Annotated in this window: 13 protein-coding genes; 5 read left to right on the forward strand and 8 right to left on the reverse strand. The window is 70.7% G+C overall.

Annotated features, from left to right (window positions below; translation table 11 throughout):
• Nucleotides 1-29 precede the first annotated feature (29 nt).
• Complete coding sequence (locus tag EHO50_RS11885) at nucleotides 30-1163, reverse strand: PP2C family protein-serine/threonine phosphatase (protein ID WP_128429866.1); 1134 nt, start codon at nucleotides 1161-1163, stop codon at nucleotides 30-32.
• Nucleotides 1160-3430, reverse strand: coding sequence for an FUSC family protein (locus EHO50_RS11890; protein WP_128429867.1), 2271 nt, complete (start codon nucleotides 3428-3430; stop codon nucleotides 1160-1162). Before EHO50_RS11890 ends, EHO50_RS11885 begins: the two co-directional genes overlap by 4 nt.
• Before the next feature lie 559 nt (nucleotides 3431-3989).
• Between EHO50_RS11890 and EHO50_RS11895 the strand changes: the two genes are divergently transcribed.
• The 5 genes from EHO50_RS11895 to EHO50_RS11915 all read left to right on the forward strand — a co-directional run bounded on the left by EHO50_RS11895 (nucleotide 3990) and on the right by EHO50_RS11915 (nucleotide 9965).
• The gene (locus tag EHO50_RS11895) at nucleotides 3990-5381 is read left to right on the forward strand and encodes a family 2B encapsulin nanocompartment shell protein (protein ID WP_246101113.1); all 1392 of its coding nucleotides are present in this window, start codon (nucleotides 3990-3992) and stop codon (nucleotides 5379-5381) included.
• Nucleotides 5368-6807: a cysteine desulfurase gene (locus EHO50_RS11900; protein ID WP_128429868.1), complete on the forward strand. Its 1440-nt coding sequence runs from the start codon at nucleotides 5368-5370 to the stop codon at nucleotides 6805-6807. The genes EHO50_RS11895 and EHO50_RS11900 overlap by 14 nt, the downstream gene beginning before the upstream one ends.
• A 121-nt stretch (nucleotides 6808-6928) precedes the next feature.
• Entirely contained in the window at nucleotides 6929-7789 is an 861-nt protein-coding gene (locus EHO50_RS11905) for an alpha/beta fold hydrolase (protein ID WP_128429869.1), read from the forward strand.
• 247 nt (nucleotides 7790-8036) lie between these two features.
• The gene (locus EHO50_RS11910) at nucleotides 8037-8345 is read left to right on the forward strand and encodes a hypothetical protein (RefSeq protein ID WP_128429870.1); all 309 of its coding nucleotides are present in this window, start codon (nucleotides 8037-8039) and stop codon (nucleotides 8343-8345) included.
• Nucleotides 8346-8786: 441 nt separating this feature from the next.
• Nucleotides 8787-9965 (forward strand): hypothetical protein, encoded by a 1179-nt coding sequence (locus EHO50_RS11915; protein WP_128429871.1) that lies wholly within the window; start codon nucleotides 8787-8789, stop codon nucleotides 9963-9965.
• Here the strand turns inward: EHO50_RS11915 and EHO50_RS11920 are convergent.
• The 6 genes from EHO50_RS11920 to EHO50_RS11945 all read right to left on the reverse strand — a co-directional run bounded on the left by EHO50_RS11920 (nucleotide 9946) and on the right by EHO50_RS11945 (nucleotide 17859).
• Nucleotides 9946-10380 (reverse strand): hypothetical protein, encoded by a 435-nt coding sequence (locus tag EHO50_RS11920; RefSeq protein ID WP_128429872.1) that lies wholly within the window; start codon nucleotides 10378-10380, stop codon nucleotides 9946-9948. The two genes, EHO50_RS11915 and EHO50_RS11920, sit on opposite strands and share 20 nt — an antisense overlap.
• 5 nt (nucleotides 10381-10385) lie before the next feature.
• Nucleotides 10386-13622 (reverse strand): M36 family metallopeptidase, encoded by a 3237-nt coding sequence (locus tag EHO50_RS11925; protein WP_128429873.1) that lies wholly within the window; start codon nucleotides 13620-13622, stop codon nucleotides 10386-10388.
• 105 nt (nucleotides 13623-13727) lie between these two features.
• Complete coding sequence (locus tag EHO50_RS11930) at nucleotides 13728-14525, reverse strand: hypothetical protein (protein ID WP_128429874.1); 798 nt, start codon at nucleotides 14523-14525, stop codon at nucleotides 13728-13730.
• Nucleotides 14526-14762: 237 nt separating this feature from the next.
• Nucleotides 14763-15392 carry a hypothetical protein gene (locus tag EHO50_RS11935; RefSeq protein ID WP_128429875.1) on the reverse strand — a complete coding sequence of 210 codons (630 nt, stop codon included), beginning with the start codon at nucleotides 15390-15392 and terminating at the stop codon, nucleotides 14763-14765.
• An 83-nt stretch (nucleotides 15393-15475) separates the two neighbouring features.
• Entirely contained in the window at nucleotides 15476-16255 is a 780-nt protein-coding gene (locus tag EHO50_RS11940) for a maleylpyruvate isomerase family mycothiol-dependent enzyme (RefSeq protein WP_128429876.1), read from the reverse strand.
• Between the two features lie 95 nt (nucleotides 16256-16350).
• Nucleotides 16351-17859 carry an MFS transporter gene (locus tag EHO50_RS11945; protein ID WP_246101114.1) on the reverse strand — a complete coding sequence of 503 codons (1509 nt, stop codon included), beginning with the start codon at nucleotides 17857-17859 and terminating at the stop codon, nucleotides 16351-16353.
• Nucleotides 17860-17988 lie beyond the last annotated feature (129 nt).

Below are 17988 nucleotides of genomic sequence, written 5' to 3' on the forward strand. Positions count from 1 at the left end.
TTCGGCGTCGAGGCCACGGCGAAGACCGGTCACCGGCGTGCCACGGCCCCCAAGGTGAGGGCCAGGACCGCCCGGTCGTCGTTGTCGGACTCGGCCGACCGCGCCGACCAGCGTTCCGCGTCGGTCCGTACGAACGACACGACCGTCTCCGGATCGGGTGAGCGCTCGCCGGAGAACCGTTCATCGAGCCGCTCCAGGACCGGGTAGAAGACGCCGTCCGCGTTGCGGGCCTCGCTCACCCCGTCCGTGTGGAGGACGAGGACCTCCGAGGCGTTGAGCACGTGCACCGTCGTCGCGTCCCCGTCCGGCGCCAGGGCGCCCAGCCCCAGGGGCAGTCCGGGTGCCGTGACCAGTCGTCGGGCGCCCTGGGGGCCGACCACCACGGGCGAGGGGTGACCGCGGTCGACGATCCGCACCTCGCCGCCGCCCGGCGGGAACTCCAGCACCAGCGCGGTCACGAACAGCTCGGGGTCGCCGTCGGCGTCGCCGCCGGCCGGGCTGTTGCGGACGATGCTGAGTTCCAGCCGCTCGGCCAGCCTGCTCAGGCTCTGCCACTCATGGGCCGAAACCCGGAAGCTGCCCAGCACCGCCGCGACGGTCTGGACCGCGTCCAGCCCTTTGCCGCGGACGTCGCCGATGATGGCCCGCACCCCGAACGGCGTCTCGCACACGTCGTACAGATCCCCGCCGACGAGCGTGCCGCCCTCCCCGGCCTCGTAGAACCCGGCGGCGCGTACCTGGCCGAGCCTGCGCGGTACCGGACGCAGCAGGGTGCGCTGCACGGCCTCGGCGACCGAGTTGGCCCGGACGAGATGCTGCCGGGTCCGCTCCCGCTGCCGGGCCAGCGCGATGGCGGCGATGCCGATGAGAGTGGTGGCGAGGTAGACGGCGACATGGTGCTGCTCGTCGAAGTGACCGGGGCGCCGGGCGGCCATCCACATCTGGAGGGCCAGGCACACCACCGCGGACAGTGCCGTGCCGCGCGGGCCGCGTGTCGCGGCGGCCAGCGGCGGTACCGCGATGAGCATGAAGCTCACCGGTTCGCGGCCCCTGACGATCAGTTCGGCTGCCACGTCGAGGAGCACCGCGGCCAGCGGCAGCCACCACACCCACCCGCGCGCGGAGGGGGGCCGCAGCTCGGAGCGGAGGTTATGGCCGGTCACGGCGCGCCCCGGCTTCCGCGTCCGCCGGGGCCGGGCACGGAGCCCGCGGTGCCGGCGGACGTCGTACCGCGCGCCGGCCGGCGGACCGCCTCGGGTAGTCCGGCCTCGATACAGGTGAGCTGGGCGGCCAGGCTGCGCAGCCACACATCGAGGTCGACCAGCGCGGGCAGCGGTGGCCCGGTCGGCTCCGAGGGCGTCGGCCCGGTCTCGGGCGGCTGCGGTGGCCGGCCGACGCACAGGGCGGCGAGCCGGTCGGTGGTCTGTGCGAGCGCGCGGGCGCCGGCCCGTACCCGGTCGGCGGCGTCCTGGGGCAGGGCAACCCTGGACGGGGCGGTCGTGGACAGCTCGGCCGTGGGCAGGTCGAAACGGGGCAGCCACTGGGCGCCGAGCACGATGTGGTTGGCCGTGATCAGCACGGCGTGCCAGTCGGCGCGGACGGGCGCGTCGACCCCCGGTTCGCTGCGGAACTGGGCGTAGGCGGACTCGGCCAGGCGCAGCCGGTGCAGGGCGGGGCGCGTCGACGGGGCCGGGACCGACCCCGCCGGCACCGCGGTCAGGGTGTCGACGGTGCCCTTGATCAGCGGGCCGCACTCCTGCAGCAGCCCCGCCATGGTTCTGCGCACCTCTCTGCGCGCGCCGGCCGGCCAGGCGAGCATCGCGCACAGCAGACCGATGGTGCTGCCGGTGACGACGTCCACGATCCGTGCCTCGGCCAGTTGCCAGGAGGCCGGGGCGATCTGAGCGAACGCGGTGGCCACCACCAGCGTGAACAGGCCCTGCGCCCAGGCGATGCCGAGCAGCGGCCCGAGTGCGAAGGCGATCAGCATGGCCGGGGCGAGGATCGCGGCGTAGGCGCCGGTGTGCCGGCCGAGGCCGATGAGCAGGGCACCCGCCGCCACGGCGCCGACCAGGTTGCCGGTGACGGCCTGGCGGATGGCCGTCCAGGTCTCCCCCACGGTGGTCCGGCTCAGCGTCAGCACGGCCAGCAGCACCCAGAAGCCGTGGGTCAGGTCGAGCGAACCTGCGACGAGCCGTGCGGCGGCGAGGGCCACGGCGATCCGTACGGCGTTCTGGAACTGCACCGAACGCATCGTCATGTTGCCGGTGATCCGGCGCGCCCACAGCCGGGGCGTGGCGGCCTGCGTGTACCAGAAGAGCTCCCGCGGCTCGATCGGCGGGGTGCGCCGTCCGTCGAGGCCGACCCGCACGGAGATCTCCAGGATGCGCACCGACTCGGCGACGGCCAGCAGCGCCGCCTGCCGCCGCAGCACGGGCACCGGCACTGGCACTGGCACTGGCACTGGCACTGGCACCGTCGGTACGTCGTCGGCGGCCCCCGTCACCTGCCGTACGCGCATCTGCTGGAAGTCGTCGATAGCCTTGTCCATCCGCTGCGGGCCGGGTGCCGCCCGGCCCGTGCGCAGGGCGGCGGCGGTCTCCTCGCACAGGGACACCACCTGTGGCAGCAGCGGCACCCCGGGCGCCGTGGCGGTACGGCCCCCGTCCCGTTCGCCGGCCTCGGCGCCCTCCCGGACGAGCGCGCGAAACTCCCCGGTCTCGGTCAGATGGGCCAGTTGTTCGAGCAGTCGGCGGACGGCGGCCCCCGCCTGGGAGAGACCCCGAACCGCGCGACCCGGGCCCGCGGGGCGTTCCGCGGGCGGGATGTTGGACAGCCGCAGCCGAGCACCGGCCTCCCTCAGGGCCTCGGGAGACAGGACCGTACGCCCGGCGATGGCGGCGCCCGCCGTCCCCAGAGCGTCCGCGAGGGCCGTCCGATACGTCGGGTCCGGCGGCTGCGGCAGCAGAAACACCTCGCACAGCGCCAGCACCACCACGCCGAAGGTGAGCCCCGCCAGCCGTAGCCCGAGGGTCTCGGGTTCGTACGGCGGGAAGCAGGCCAGGATGTAGAAGAGCTGGAGTCCCGGCGCCGCCCCGGCCGGGCGCGGCCCCGCGATCGCCGCGAAGGCGAGCAGGAAGCCGACGACGAGCATGCCGAGCACCGCTGCCCAGGTGTCCACGGCCAGTACGGTCCCCAGCGCGACCAGCAGCAGGCCGACAGGCAGTGCCTTGAGCATCACCTCGGCCCGCTGCCGCCCGGACCCGGGGATCGGGGACAGCAGGCCGAGGGAGATCGGCGCGAACAGGGCGTACAGCGCCAGCACCGGTTCTTCGAGCCCATAGACGAAGGTGTAGAAGCCCGCGGACGCGGCGAGGGTCACCCGCACCGACCGATGCAGGATCCGCGCCCGCTCCGCCCCGCCGGTCACGGCAGGCGCCCGCCACGTGGTGCCCGCGAGCCGAGATCCGTCCGCGCGGCCGGCGAAGGTTCAGCCCCCATGAGCACGTTCCTCTCGGGCCGACACCGCCGCGGCGTCGTGGGCCGGCCGGACATGCGATCCACCGCCCATTGTCGGCCGACGCCATGGGCAGCGCAGCCTGACGGGTCCGGACGCGACGGCACACGGCCCGACGCTTGATTCGGGATTCAGGTAAATACGGCCCGGAGAGGGGTCGCATAAGCGCTCCTTTAAGATGCCAAAAGTAGTGATACGGGGCCGAATCAAGCCGTCCATGGGCGATGGGCGGAACGTCGGGCAACTCGTCGTCGCTGCGCCGGGGGCGTCGTCCGCCGGCCCGCGCCCTTGGTGGCGCCGCCTGCCGACGTGCCCGCTGCGGCGCGCCCGTCCCACGCCGAGCAGAGCGTTTTCGGCCCCGACTCTGCCGAGCGGTGTCCTGCGCATCTTGTGAGGCCCGGTGGCCGGCTGCACGATCGGGCTCGCTCGCACAGAAGTCCGTTCCCGGAGCAGTTCACTCAAGGAGGCCCCTGTGACGACCGACCGCCTCAGCCTCAGCCCCGAGGCCGCCCGGCAACTCGCGACAACCACGAAGACGACACCGCAGATGCGCGGGATCACCCCGCGTTATCTCCTGCGCGCCCTTCCTTGGGTCGACGTCGAATCGGGTGTCTACCGCGTCAACCGGCGCCGCACCTACGTCCTCGGCGACGACCGCATCAGCACGCACACCGACGAGGGAAGTCCGCGTGTGGTTCCGGGCGACTTACGCGAGATCCCGTACCTGCGCGAGAGCGATGACGCGCTCCTCGGTCAACTGGCCGACGCCTTCACCGAGACGAGCTTCGACGCCGGGCAAGTGCTCGTCCAGGAGGGCGACACCGCCGAGCACCTGTGGGTGATCGTCCGGGGCCGCGCCGAGAAGCGCGCCGCCGGGCGGTACGGCGACGAGGCGCTGATCCAAGTCATAGGTGACGGGCAGTATTTCGACCTGGAGGCGTGGACCAGGGGCGAGCCCATGCCCTACGCCGTCAAGGCCGTCACTCCCGGCGTCGCCCTGCGCGCGGAGCGTTCCGCCCTCGCCGGGCTCATGGAGCGCGACGAGGCGCTGCACGGGGCGGTGGAGTCGTACACGGCGAGCGGCATGCCCGCACCCGGCAGCGAGGCACCCATCGACCTGAGCGGCGGGCATGTGGGTGAGGTCGACCTGCCGAGCACCTACGTCGACTACGAGGACGTGCCGCGCGAGTACCACATGACGCTCGCCCAGACGCGGATGATGGTGCACTCCCGTGTCGCCGACCTCTACAACGGGCCGATGGACCAGACGCGGACCCAGGCCAACCTGACCGTCCAGGCCCTGCGCGAGCGGCAGGAGAACCTGATGCTCAACCACCCCGACTTCGGGCTCTTCCACAGTGTCCCGGCCGCTCAGCGCGTGCAGGCGCGCACCGGCGCTCCCACCCCCGACGACCTCGACGAGCTGCTCGCGAAGGTGTGGAAGCAGCCCGCCTACTTCGTCGCGCACCCGCGGGCCATCGCCGCGTTCGGGCGCGAGTGTACGCGGCGGGGGGTGCCCCCGGTGACGGACAGCCGGTTCGGCAGTCCGCTGCTGACCTGGCGGGGTGTGCCGCTGCTGCCGTCCGACAAGGTGCCCTGCCCGGGCGTCTCGGGCGAGGCCGCCGGCACCACCGAGATCCTGCTGATACGGGTTGGCGAGGCCGAGCAGGGCGTGGTGGGACTGCGCCCCGCGGCCGTGCCCGACGAGGTCGAACCCGGCCTGTCCATGCGGAACATGGGCATGGACCAGAAGGGCATCACGTCCTACCTGATGACGGCCTACTTCAACACCGCCGTGCTGGTCGACGACGCCATCGCCGTACTCCAGAACGTCGAGGTGTCCAAGTACCATGACTACGCCTGACGTCATGGCGTGGCTGACGCCGACATCAGTGGAACAGAGGGCTGTCGCCGAGTCCGGTACGGCTCTTCCAGGTACGGCGACTCCATGGCCCGGGGCACCCCCGGCCGTCCCCGGTCTCACCCCGCCCGCGCCGCCGTCGGCCATGCCGCCCACTGGTCCCCCAGCGCTTCGGCGCCCACCGGGCCAACCGGGCCAACCGGACCAACTGACGGGATTCACCGCCGAGTTGGTACGGCAGGACTTCCCTGTCCTGCACCGGACCGTCAACGGCCACCCCCTCATCTGGCTCGACAACGCGGCCACCACCCAGAAGCCGCGCCAGGTCATCGAGGCGCTCGTCGCCTACTACGGCGCCACCAACTCCAACATCCACCGCGGGGCCCACACCATGGCGCGCGAGGCCACCGAGGCTTACGAGGCGGGCCGGGCGGCCGTCGCCGACTTCCTCGGCGCCCCGAGCCCGGACGGCGTCGTCTTCGTGCGCGGCACCACGGAAGCGGTCAACCTCGTCGCGCAGACCTGGGGCCGGGCCAACCTCGGGCCCGGGGACGACATCCTCGTGCCGGTCCTCGAGCACCACTCGGACATCGTGCCGTGGCAGATGATCGCCAAGGAGACCCGGGCCCGGCTCGTGCCGGTCCCGCTCACACCGGACGGGGAGATCGACCAGAACGCGTACGCCGATCTGCTGTCCTCGCGCACCCAGCTCGTCGCGATCAGCCACGCGTCGAACGTCCTGGGAACCGTTCCGCCCGTCAAGGAGATGACGGCGCTCGCCCACCGCTACGGCGCCAAGGTCCTGGTGGACGGTGCTCAGGCCGTCGCTCATTTCCCGGTCGACGTACAGGACTTGGACGCGGACTTCTACGCGTTCTCCGGTCACAAGCTGTTCGCGCCGACCGGCATCGGTGTCCTGTACGCGAAGCCGGAACTCCTCGCCGACATGGCGCCGTGGCAGGGCGGCGGCAACATGATCGAGTCCGTGGCCTTCGGGAACACCACGTTCGCGGCCGCCCCGCACAAGATGGAGGCCGGCACCGGACACATCTCCGGAGTCATGGGACTGCTCGCCGCCGTGAACTGGCTGACGTCCCTCGACCGTGAGGCCGTCGCCGCATACGAGGAAGGTCTCATGTCGTATGCGCTCCAAGCCCTTGCCACGGTGCCCGGACTCGAGCTGATCGGATCGGCGGCCGACCGGATCGCGGTGCTCACCTTCACGCTCGCGGGACAGGACCCGGCCACGGTCGCCGACTGGCTCGACCGCGACGGAATCGCCGTCCGCGCCGGTCACCACTGCGCCCAACCAGCCCTCGCCCACTACGGGTTGAACTCGGCAGCGCGCGCGTCCCTCGCGCTCTACAACACGTCCGAGGAGGTGGATCAACTCGTGGCGTCGCTCCGCAGACTGCAACAGAGCGCCTGACCACGGGAGTTGAGTGCTCATCGGGGTCCGTGCGGCCGGAGACGGTCGCACGGACCCCGTTTCTGAGATCTTGGGCGCTTGGACAGCCGACTTGCTGCGTGCCCCCTACAGTGAAGCCCATATGACACTCCTACATGCTCATGACTATGGGGGCGATGGCCCGCAACTCGTTCTCCTGCACGGCTACGGACGGTCGCTCACCGACTGGGCCGCCTCGGCCGCCCTGCTCACCGCCGGGCACCGCGTCCTCGCCGTCGACCTTCCCGGACACGGCCGCTCTCCCGGCATCTCCCCCTGGACCATCCCCACCGTGGTGCGGCACATCGCCGACACGCTCGACGCGCACGGCGTGCCGGAAGCCGTAGTGGTGGGCCATTCCCTCGGCGGACTGGTCGCGGTCGAGTACGCCAGGGCGAACCCGGACCAAGCCCGTGCCCGCGCCGCCGTGAATCTCGACGGCTTCTGGTGGGGACGCGAGTACCCCGACGCCGAACGGGTGAGTGCGGGGCTGCTGGCGTCGGCCGGGGCCATCGCGCCACCCGAGTACCTCGAGGAGCAGGTCACCAAGTCCGCCCGCTTCGGGATTCCCGCCGACCACGCGGAGGCCGCTGCCCGCGCAGCCGCACACCCGTTGCCCGACGGCAAGTGGCAGACACTGCCGGAACGGGCCGCGACGCTCGGGATCCTCGACGAACTCCACAGGCTCGGTGCGCCCGGTGTCGCCACCTGGCTGGACGGGGTCGACTGCCCGCTGCTGCTGGTACAGGCCGGCCGGCGGCTGCCGACCGTGCCTGGCTTGGAATGGTTCGACGAATTCAACGCCCGGTTCGCACGAGGCGTCTCCGAGGAGCTGGCCGCGCTCTCCCGCACCCGGCCGACGATCAGCGTCAACCGGATCGACGCCACCCACCTCATGACCATGGAGACTCCGGAAGCGGTGGCGACACTGGTCTCGGGGTTCGTTCGAGGACTGCCGGACTGAGGAATCCGGCACTGCTGACGAACCCCGTCTTTTCGCCCGCATCAAGCGCCACCTGCTCAACTTCCCTGCTGCCCGGCGCGGTTGGGTGGTCGAGCAGGTCATTCGCCTGGCCGGGGACGCCGACGCCGTCGGTGCGGATACCGCCATGTGCGCCGCCTATTCGGGTGCCTGTGTGCACGTCAGCGCATCTCGCATGTGGGCCGGCGGCATACCTCTGGCGAGCACACACCTACCGAAGGAGACGCTCGTGCGTGCACCCACCCTGTTGGCCGCCACCGTTCTCGCCGGGACCATTCTGCTCGGAGGCGCGGGCCAGGCCCTTGCCTACGACAGCGACGACATGAGTAACGCCGGAGTCGGCAGCAACTCCCCGGCCACATCCGATTTCGGCCAGGGCGCATCTGGCTCCGACCAAGGCCCGTCCGACTTCGGCCAGGACGCGTCCGGCCTCGGTCAGGGAGCATCCGGCCTCGGTCAGGGAGCGTCCGGCATGGACCAGGACGCATCTGGCTTCGATCAGGACGCCTCCGGGTTCGACCGGGCCATCGGCCACTGACCGCTGGGCCGCTGTTTCATTCCCTGCCCCCCACCGTGATGCTCGCGGTGCGGGGCGGGGGACTTTCCCATGCCGTGGAACACCATCGTGGAGCCAGTCATGAAGATCATCGCTGCCGCCGCCCTTGCCGCTGCGGCTGTCCTCACGTCCGCCATCCCCGCCTCAGCAGACGACGGGCCCCTTGACTTCGGCATCTTCCAGGGTGTCAACGACACGTCAGGCTCAGAATCCACAGACTCGAGCCGGACCTGGCCGCCGACAAGCAGCGGGGACAGCGTGTCCGACCCGAGGTCGGCCTTGTCCACGCTGGTGGACAACCTGACATCGCCCAACCAAAGGTGACCAGAATCCGAGCCGCCGGTCAGACTGGGTCAACCGTCGGTGACACGAGGTCACTTGCCTCCCACCGAGGGGGCCGCCGCCTCATGTGAGGATGTGTCGATGGCGTGGCTGAGGAAACGCGGCAGGCGGACGTTCGGGCTCGTGGCGGCGGCGAGTGCGGCGCTGGCGCTGACCGCCTGCAGCCCGGACGCATCCGACGACGGGGACTCCGGGGACCGCGAGGCGAAGTACAAGCGCGTCATCGAAGACCCTCACCCCCGCCCCGCCGACGTCATCGAGGCGGCCGGCGCACCTGCCGGCGTGGTCCGCTCGGACGACGGCTCGCTGCTCCTGACGTACGACGCAGGCAATGTCGAGGACGACGAGGGGCCGGCCGCCTTCGCCTGGCGCATCGTGGACCCCGACGGCCGTACGGTCGCCGAGCACGCGGAACACACGGACGCGGAGGCGGCGCCGGCCAAGTTCAAGGGGGTGCGCGGGGGCTTCGTGCGTGTGCCGCCGGGAGAGGGGGCCGAGGGGGTGTACGCCCTCGACACACGCGGCAAGCGCCACAAGGTCACCGTCACCCAGACCCCGCTGCCCACCCGTCCCGGCGACATCCTGCTCGCCGAAGTGGAGCCGGCCCTCATCTACCGCCCCGCCACGCGCACCGCGGCGCCCCCGGCCGGCGTGCCGGACGACGCCATCAGCCTCGCCGTCGACGAGCGGGGCACAGCCTGGAGCCTGACCCAGCCGCTGACCGAAGACCCCGACCGCGTCGTACGGCAGCGCGACGGCCGCCCCCTTGGCTCCACGGTCGTCCCGAAGCCGTACGCGGGAGGCATCCTCGCGGCGCAGGGTGGCACCGCGGCGTTGTCCCTCATCCGGGGCGAGGGCGTGCGCGGCCTGTTGGTGACGACGGACGGCGGCGGGCACTGGCGGACGGCCCTCGGCGGCGGCATCCCCTGGAAGGACCTGAAGCGTGGCCCGGAGTCACTGGTCCTGGAGCTGCTTGCGGACGGGCGGCTCCTCGTCGGCGAGGAAGGCGGCCGCTACTGGCTCGCCGACGACCGCACCAACAGCGCCTTCCACGAGCTCAAGACGCCGGCGAGATTCACGTCGTTCACCGTCGACGGCACGACGCTCTACGGCATCGCGGACACGACGACGGCGACGTACGACCTGGTGAAGGGCGAAGGGCTGTGGATCTCTCGCGACGGCGGCCACAAGTGGCGGCGCTACGAGCAGCGCGGACAGCGGCCGGCTGTCGGCTGGGTACTCACCGAATCCGAAAAGTGATCCGCAGCGGCCGCAGGCCCGGCCGTCCGGTGGTGTCCAGTACCGCCTCGCCCGGTGCCGCAGCGCGGATGTCCCAGGCGCGGAAGCCCGGATCGGTCTCGTAGTCGACCGGTACGAGGACGATCGCCGTGCCGTCGACGGTGGGGGTGGTCTCTCGCCAACGGCCGGAGAGACGCAGCTGGGTGGTGTCGCCCAGTGAGAGGGTGACGGTGCGGCCCGTGTCGTCCTGGGTGAGGACGGCCGGGGCGGTCGGCACGGGGGTGCCGGTCGTCGCCGCGGGGGTGGGAGTGGGAGTGGGACGGGAAGTGGCGGTATGGGTGGGCGCGGGGGAGCTGTGCGGTGGGGAGTTGTCGGTGCAGGCGGCCGCCGCCACCCCGAGGAGCAGGGTGGCGGCGGCGCGCGGCAGAAGCGTCATCCGTGTCATACGAGCGGGATGTTGATGCAGGTGAGGATGGCTGCCTGGGCGTTGAGCTGCTGACTGGTGGCGTTGGGGTCGAGGCGTACCTTCTCGGCGTTCTGGACGGCCTCCAGGAAGGGGGTGTCCGCCTTCAGGTCGCTGTCGGTGTCGACGAGTTCATTCGGCTCGAAGGCGCCGTTGGCGAAGTTGAGCCAGGCGGCGAGCAGTTGGCGGTCGAGGGAACGCTTCGGATCCAGGAGCAGGTTGAGGAAGAGGACGTCCGCGGCCTTGTCCTGGGTGGACACGTCGACCTTCTCGGAGAACACCGCGCTCGAGTGCTGGACGATCTTCAGATAGCAGTCCAGCGTCTTCTTGCCGAGCCCGGTGAGGTCACCGGTCAGGTATTTGACGTACCAGACGTCGGCGAGCAGCGACAGCGGGGCATTGCCCTGGACGATGACGGGCATCCCGTCGGTCCCCGTACCGCCGTCGTCGTCGCGTGCCGTGAAGGACAGGTCGTACAGGCAGGGCTTGGCGTAGGTGTGGGCCCGGGTGTCCGTCAGGTCGCGCGGCTGGACGCTGGGGCTTCGGGCGGGGTCGGGGTCCGGCGGGTTGACGAGCGAGGTGGTCGTGGCGGCCGGTGTGCCGTCGCCCCACGCCCAGCTCATGGTCTCGTCATCGCTGCCGGGGTCGGTGACCCTGGCGGTGTACCGCTTCTCCTCGCCCGCGTGGACGACGAGTGTCCGCCCGCCCGCGAGCTGCACGGCACCGGTTTTGTCGATGGCGGCGGTCGGGTCGACGTTGGCGACGGTGATCTCGGCCTCGCGGCAGGTGGTGGTGTCGTCGTCGCTGCCGCAGACCTTCACGGTGAAGGTGCCGTTGTCGCCGAAGACGAGCTCACGGCTGAAGGTGAGGGTGGCGTCGGGGCGGCTGTTCTCCAGCTGTCCGGGCAGGGCGACGGGTTTGCCGTCGCCGGGGTCGATGGTGGCGGTGAGCGGGTCGAGCCAGCCCGGGTCGGTGATCGTGCCGGCGACGGTGAGCTTGCCGCCCTCCTCACGCGGGCCCTGGACGGTGAAGGTCACCGTGGGCGCCACGTTGGTGACGGACACGGTCGCCGTGTCGGTGTCGGCCCCGGCGGCGTTGCCGACGCGCAGGCCGACGGTGTACGTGCCGTCCTGGCCGACCCGGTCGAAGAGCGGGCTGACGCCGGTCGCGTCGTCGTAGGCGCCGTCGCCGTCGAAGTCCCAGCTGTAACTGCCGCCGCCACCGGGGACGGTGGAGCCGCTCGCGTCGAGCCTTACGTCGGCGCCCTCCTCGGTGGCGTACGGCCCGCCCGCGTCGGCGGTGGGCCGGCAGCTCGCGGGGTAGTCGGTCGCCGGATTGGCCTGGTCCTGGCTCGGGGAGGTGGCACTCGCGCCCATGCCCCGGCCGGCGAAAACGCCCCACAGCAGGCACTGGTTGGCGCCGCCGTAATTGGCTCGGTCGGCGGCGAGGATACCGTCGCGGGCGTCGAGGAAGTCGGGTGAGGACGGCGTGAGCTTCATGCCGTCGACCATCAGCTGCTCGTGCCGCTGCTTTCCGGTGGCGTATCCGTGCGCGCCGACGAGGGCGGTGCGCATGTCCCACATGGCCGTGGCCCAGATCTCGCCGTCGGAGTGCACTTGGCAGCCGCCGGAGCAGAGGTCCGCGTAGGTGAGGTCGCTGTCGTTGTACGCGACGCTGCGTACGCCGGTGGCCGAGCCGTTGTTGTACTCGCCGTACACCGGGTCGTTCCACATCGACGTCGCCACCGCGTCGCTCCAGCCCTCGCCGAGCGCGCCGGTCTGCTCGCCGTCGCCCATGTCGCCGCCGCCGACGAGCCGGTGGGACAGGCCGTGGCTGTACTCATGGGCGATGGTGTCGCCGTTCATGGCCCGGTGCATGTTGTGGTTGCCGCAGGAGGTACGTCCGACGAAGAGGCGCATGGTCGCGTTCTGGCCGTCGGCGGGGGTGCCGAAGTTGGCGTTGCAGGCAGAGCTCCCACTGGCGTCGAAGTCGACGTACACCTGGACGCGGTCGCCGCCGGCGCCACCGTTGCCGAGGTTGTCCTCCTGGAAGTTGCCCGACGCCTCGTCGAAGCCGAGTCCGTAGAGGTGGTCGTGCATGCGGTTGGTGTAGTAGAAGGCCTGGGTGACGACCGCGTCCCGGTCGGTGGTGAGGTCGGTGCCGCCGCTGGTGCGGAAGGCGTCCGTGAATGTGTAGTTGAAGTGCTGGTACGCCGGGTCTCCGGCGGCCGGTGTCTGGGGCTGGTAGCCGAGCGTCCCGTCGCCGTCGAGGTCCTGGGAGACCTCGGCGTTGTTGCCGGTGGTGACCCGGCCGGTGACCCAGGAACGGCCCAGGCCGCTGAAGGGGACGATCGTCGCGCTGCCGAGGGTCGGGTTCTGACCGGTGAAGACACGGCCCTCAGGGCCTTCGTTGCTGGTCAGGTCGGTGCGCAGGAGGACGGTGCCGTTCCCGGCGTCGACGACGGTGTCGTACAGGTGCTTGTTGTCGGCGGTGAGTGTGGTCCGCCAGGCCGGTCGGGCGGTGCCGTCGGCCAGCGGGAAGGTGACCCGCGTGGCGGTGGCGGTACCGGGCGGGGTGGCGGTGCCGACGGAGGCCGCGGCCCGGTCCAGCGCGTCACCCTTGTCGAGGGCGACCGTCCCGGTGGCACGGGCCTCCGGGACGAGGCTGCCGGTGACGGTGAGGATACGGCCGGCCTTGTCGACGGCGACCGAGAGGCGGGCGCCGTGGACGGGGACACCCCGGTCCCTCTGGCCGATGAAGACGTGCCGTACGCCGTTGTGCTCTGTGCGGTACGACTTGACGACCTCGAGGGCGTCCAACTCTGCGGCGGAGAGGCCGTAGAGGTCCGCGTGGTCGCGTATGTGGTCCAGTGCGAGGGTGCGCGGGTCGGCGGTACTCGTGCCCGTGAGGGCGTTGCGGCCCTGCGGAGTGATCCGCTTCGGCGTACCGAACCGGCTCCAGCGGATCGCCGTGCCGTCGAGTTCCTGTGCGGCGCGCAACTGCCCGGCCGTGGGCGGGACGCGCTTGTCACCGCGTACGTCGATGTTCCGGTACGGCAGATCCCGATGTTCCTGGGCGGCCGGTGTCTTCTGCGTCCTTGGATCCTCGCCGGCGTCGGCGGCCGACGACGGTGTGACCGTGACCGCCGGCAGTGCGAGCAGGACCGCTCCGATGAGCAGTGATCGTGCGCGTCTCGATAAGCGTCTGGGTGGCATGCCCTCTCCCCCGTCCGTTGGCTTCCTGACTTCGGACCGAGGACACGGTACGTGCGCATGACAAGTCGGGGAAGAGTGCGTGCTGCCCCGCTCAGGCGGGCACGATCACCTGACGTCGACGAAGTCGCCGACTGCCGTGGACGGGCCGGTGGTAGCGGTGCCGGTGAAGAGGTAGCGGAAGTAGCCGTCGGTTGTGGCCTTGGTGGTGGTCTGCAGAGTGCCGTTGCTGCCAGTGGTGATGGTCTTCAGGGTGGTGTAGGTGGTGCTGCCCTTCTTGCGGAACTGCAGCTGGACCGACCGGCCCTGGTAGCCGGTGTAGGTGCCGCTCTCCCAGTTGGCGCGGGTCAGCTTGCCGGTGACCGTGATGGTCCTGCCCCTCTTCACCGGCTCGGGCGAGGCGTTGACCGTCACCTTGGCGTACCGCTTGAACTGTGCCGTGCCCGCGACGTCGACGGCTGTCCAGTCGTCGTTGGCGTCCTGCGCTTCGGCGAGCACATTCCAGGTGCCGGCCAGCCCGTTGTGGTCGAAGTCCCGCGCGGCGTCCACACCGAAGCTCATCTTGCAGGTGGAAGTGGTGTGTTCGGTGGGCGACACGGTGCACGTGCCCGCGGGCGGGTAGGTCGGCAGGATCCCGTCGGCGTCATCGGTGTTGGGGCCGTGCCACAGATAGGCCCAGGACGCGGCAACACCGTCCGGGTCCGTGGCCGTCCACGTAATGGTGACGGTCTTTCTGGTGGTCAGGCCGAGCACGATGTCCTTACCGCCGTTGACGACGACGTTCGAGAACGTCGTGTCACTGGACGCGGCCGCGGTGCGACCCGCCGCTTGGGCTGCTGCCGGAATCACCGATGCGGAAAGGGCGGTCGCAAGGGATACGACAGCGACGGCAGGGCGGATGCGCATGGAGTCCCCCTTAGGGATTCGTCGGGCTCCCCGCTCCTCACGGCGAAGCCTGATGAGGTGTCACGCTGGCTAGACCCGTCAGGGAGCGTCCCGGTTGTACCGCCAGGGCGTTCCCATTCGAACCGTGCGAGGACACAACCCCGGCTGCCCACTGCCCGACGCTGAGCAGCCGCTGAGGCTCGACGCGCTCGGAGTGACCCCGGGGCACGGCCCCGGCGGGGCCGTGCCGCAGGGGCCTCAGGATGTGGGCTCGGCCAGCTGCGGCTCCAGCCGCACTTCGGTCACGCTCACACCTTCCGGAGCGCCGAACGCCTCAACCATCACGCCGCTGTTGATGTCGGTGACTTCCAGAGCCAAGTGCTCGGCCCCCACGCGCAGGTCGAGCCTTGCCACGGGCTCGCCCGAGAAGTCCGGCATGCGGTGGATCCGCGCCGCCGGGTAGCGCAGGCTCGTCAGCTTGTCCAGCAACTCCGCGTAGGTGTCCGTGTCCGTCCCCGAGAATGCCCTGCTGATGCGCAGTTGGTGCCTCTGGGCGGCGCACTCCTCCGACGCGGTCAGCGGCACCGGGTCGACCAGGACGGGCAGGGTGGTGTCCGGGGTCGGCTCCGCTGCCGTGGTGTCGGCCACGGAGGCCGACGCCACGTCATCGACGCCGCTGGAGACGTCCGGGGCACAGCTCTGCGAGATGAGATCCGCCATCTCGAGGAACCGCGCCTCCGCGTCGTCGTCGCTCGTCGCGACGGTGCTGACGGTGCTGACCTGGGAGGTCTCATCGGCGGTGGCGTTCTGCGTGCCGAAGCCGGCCAGGACGACGACACCGCCGAGCGTGGCCGCCAGCAAGGACTTCGGAAGGAAATTCGATCGCATGTCCGTACCGTGCAGGCTGCTGACCACCGCCCACATGAGTACCCGTACTCAATCCATTGGATATCAGCCCGCGAACCGCCCTCTCAGAACGCGGAGTTGGCGAACCAGTGGGCCAGCAGGTGCTCGTCCCCCTCGTGGGCAAAGGCCTCTGCCTCGTGCGGCAGTCGGCCGTAAACGAGGAGGAGCAGGTCGGCCGCGGTTCCCTGGACCGTCGCGTCGGTGGCGGCCGTGGTCGGGTGGGCCGTGTCGAGCCCGAAGCTGTCGGGCCGCAGGCGGACGACCCAGCTCTCGTCCCCGTCGGTCGCACGGAAGCGGATGGTCTTGTCGGGGCCGCGCAGGTTGGCCACGTCGGGGGCGAAGAAGGTGGCGGAGGGCAGATTGACGAGGAACTCGTCGATCCCGTCGACCGCGAGCGGGCGGTCGATCGCGGGCCGCAGGCCGAGTGCGAGCTCGGCGTCAACCCGGTGCAACAGGGTCTCGAAGAGCATCCGGCGTGCCCAGAATCGGGCGTACTGGTCGGCGCCCCATGCCCACATCGGCAGGTTCGGGTCGGTTGCCGCGAAGGCGTCCGCGGCCACGGTCGCGCTCTCCGCCAGCCAGTCGGCGTATCCGTCCTGCTGGTCCGGGAGCCGAAGGTCCACTTCACGCTTGCGCGGGGGTTCCTGGATGCGCGCCCGCAACAGGACCGAGAACCAGCGCTGGACGCTGCCGGTGTGCTTGACCAGGTCGGCCAGCGTCCAGTCGGGACAACTGGGCACCGCTGTGACCAGGTCGGCGTCCTTGACCGCTGCGACGAACCGGGCAGTCTCCACCGCGACCGCCGTGCGGTGATCGACGTGGTGGGGGTGGTCGGACTTCTTCATCGTGACATGCCTTTCGGAGAAACTGCGGGTTCAACCGGACGGCTGGTTCGGCTCGTTCGGCTGGTTTGGCTGGTTACGCCTGGCGAGGAGCACGGTCACACGAGCTCGGCACCGGCTTCCGCCTCCGACGACCCCACCGTCCCGGAGTCCGCGACCTTCCTCGGCACGGGCGTACGAGGCGCGTGCGCCGACTTGATGCCGACGAGGGCCACGGCGACCACCAGACCGAAGGCCACTCCGGCGATCACGAAGCTCATCGTGAACTGGCTCTCCTGGGGCAGCGCGGGCGCTCCGTCCGGAAGCGCAATGGTCTTCGACGCCAGCAGCGAGGTGATCACCGCGCTCGCGACGGCGCTGCCCACCGAGCGGGAGATGGAGTTGATGCCGTTGGCGATGCCGGACTGGTGGGCGGGGACGCCGGCGACGATGAGCGCGGGCATGGCGGCGTAGCCGAAGCTGATCGCCAGGCCGATGACCATGCCCGCACCGATCACCGAGGCCGTCGCATCGTGCGCGACGCTCAGCCACGTGAAGCCGAGCACTCCGAAGGCGGCCCCGGCGGCCAGGGTGAAGCGCGCGCCGAGTCGACGCACCAGTACGCCGCCGAACTGGGCGCCCACGAGCGAGACGAGTGTGGTCGGAAGCAGGTACACCACGGACGCTTCGAGCACGGAAGCGCCGAAGCCGTAGCCTGCGACGTCCTCGGGCATCTGGACGAGGTACGAGACGCCGATGAACTGCGCGAACATCGCAAAACCCAGCAACAGCCCGGCCAGGTTGGTGAAGAGAACGGGCCGGTGGACGAACATCTTCATGTCCACCATGGGTTCCTTGACCCGGTTCTCGGCGACGACCCACACCGCCGCCATCACGACCGCCCCCGCGAAGGAGCCGAGCGTACGGCCGGACGTCCACCCCCACTCGTGTCCCTGCGAGACGGGCAGAAGCAGCAGCATCAGCAGCATCGCCAAGGTGACCGCGCCCAGCCAGTCCGTCCGGCCGCCCGTCGTAGTCCGGGAAGCGGGCACTACGAACAACACACCTGCCAGCGCCACCACCGCGAGCACCACCGCGAGCCAGAAGACCCGGTGGTAGTCGGGGTCGGAGCCGCGGGTGAGGAGTCCCGCGCCGACCAGCGCGAGCCCGCTGCCGAACGCGAGCGTGCCGCTGACCAGGGCCATGGCGCCATGCAGCTTCTCCGGCCTGATCTCTTCGCGGAGGATGGAGAGGGCCAGCGGAAAGATCGCGGTTGCCGCACCCTGCATCACTCGGCCGACGATCAGCCATGTCAGCGAGGTGGTGGTGGCGGCGAGCACCGAGCCCGCGATCATCACGAGCAGAACGCCGACGAGGGTGGGCTTCTTGCCGTGCTGGTCGCCGAAGCGGCCGAGCAGCGGGGTGAAGACCGCGGCCGACAGAAGCGTGGCGGTGGTCACCCAGCTGACGCTTGCCGTGGTGGCCCGCAGCTCGCTCTGGATGATTCCCAGGATCGGGACCACCAGCGTCTGCATCATCGAGACGACCATCGCGGCAAGGCCGAGCACGAGGACGACCGCGGCGTCCGCTGACTGTCGCCGGGGCGCCGTGTGCTGCGCGTGAGGCACGAATCTCTTCCCTACGTGAGAGCTCGACGAACTACTTGAGAACATCGAAGCTTGAGAACTTCAAGCAATAGGCGAGACCGTAGCCACCGATATTTGAGATCGTCAAGTTTTCGGGCGTAGGGTGGCGTG

Origin of the sequence: Streptomyces cyaneus, from assembly GCF_004028635.1 — a bacterium.
In the GTDB taxonomy this organism is placed as follows: Bacteria; Actinomycetota; Actinomycetes; order Streptomycetales; family Streptomycetaceae; genus Streptomyces; species Streptomyces cyaneus.

Bases quoted from the DNA above. Each gene is read 5' to 3' on its own strand.
- EHO50_RS11900 (WP_128429868.1), top strand. From the start codon at position 5,368: ATGACTACGCCTGACGTCATGGCGTGGCTGACGCCGACATCAGTGGAA.
- EHO50_RS11905 (WP_128429869.1), top strand. From the start codon at position 6,929: ATGACACTCCTACATGCTCATGACTATGGGGGCGATGGCCCGCAACTC.
- EHO50_RS11915 (WP_128429871.1), top strand. From the start codon at position 8,787: ATGGCGTGGCTGAGGAAACGCGGCAGGCGGACGTTCGGGCTCGTGGCG.
- EHO50_RS11920 (WP_128429872.1), bottom strand. From the start codon at position 10,380: ATGACGCTTCTGCCGCGCGCCGCCGCCACCCTGCTCCTCGGGGTGGCG.
- EHO50_RS11925 (WP_128429873.1), bottom strand. From the start codon at position 13,622: ATGCCACCCAGACGCTTATCGAGACGCGCACGATCACTGCTCATCGGA.
- EHO50_RS11930 (WP_128429874.1), bottom strand. From the start codon at position 14,525: ATGCGCATCCGCCCTGCCGTCGCTGTCGTATCCCTTGCGACCGCCCTT.
- EHO50_RS11935 (WP_128429875.1), bottom strand. From the start codon at position 15,392: ATGCGATCGAATTTCCTTCCGAAGTCCTTGCTGGCGGCCACGCTCGGC.
- EHO50_RS11940 (WP_128429876.1), bottom strand. From the start codon at position 16,255: ATGAAGAAGTCCGACCACCCCCACCACGTCGATCACCGCACGGCGGTC.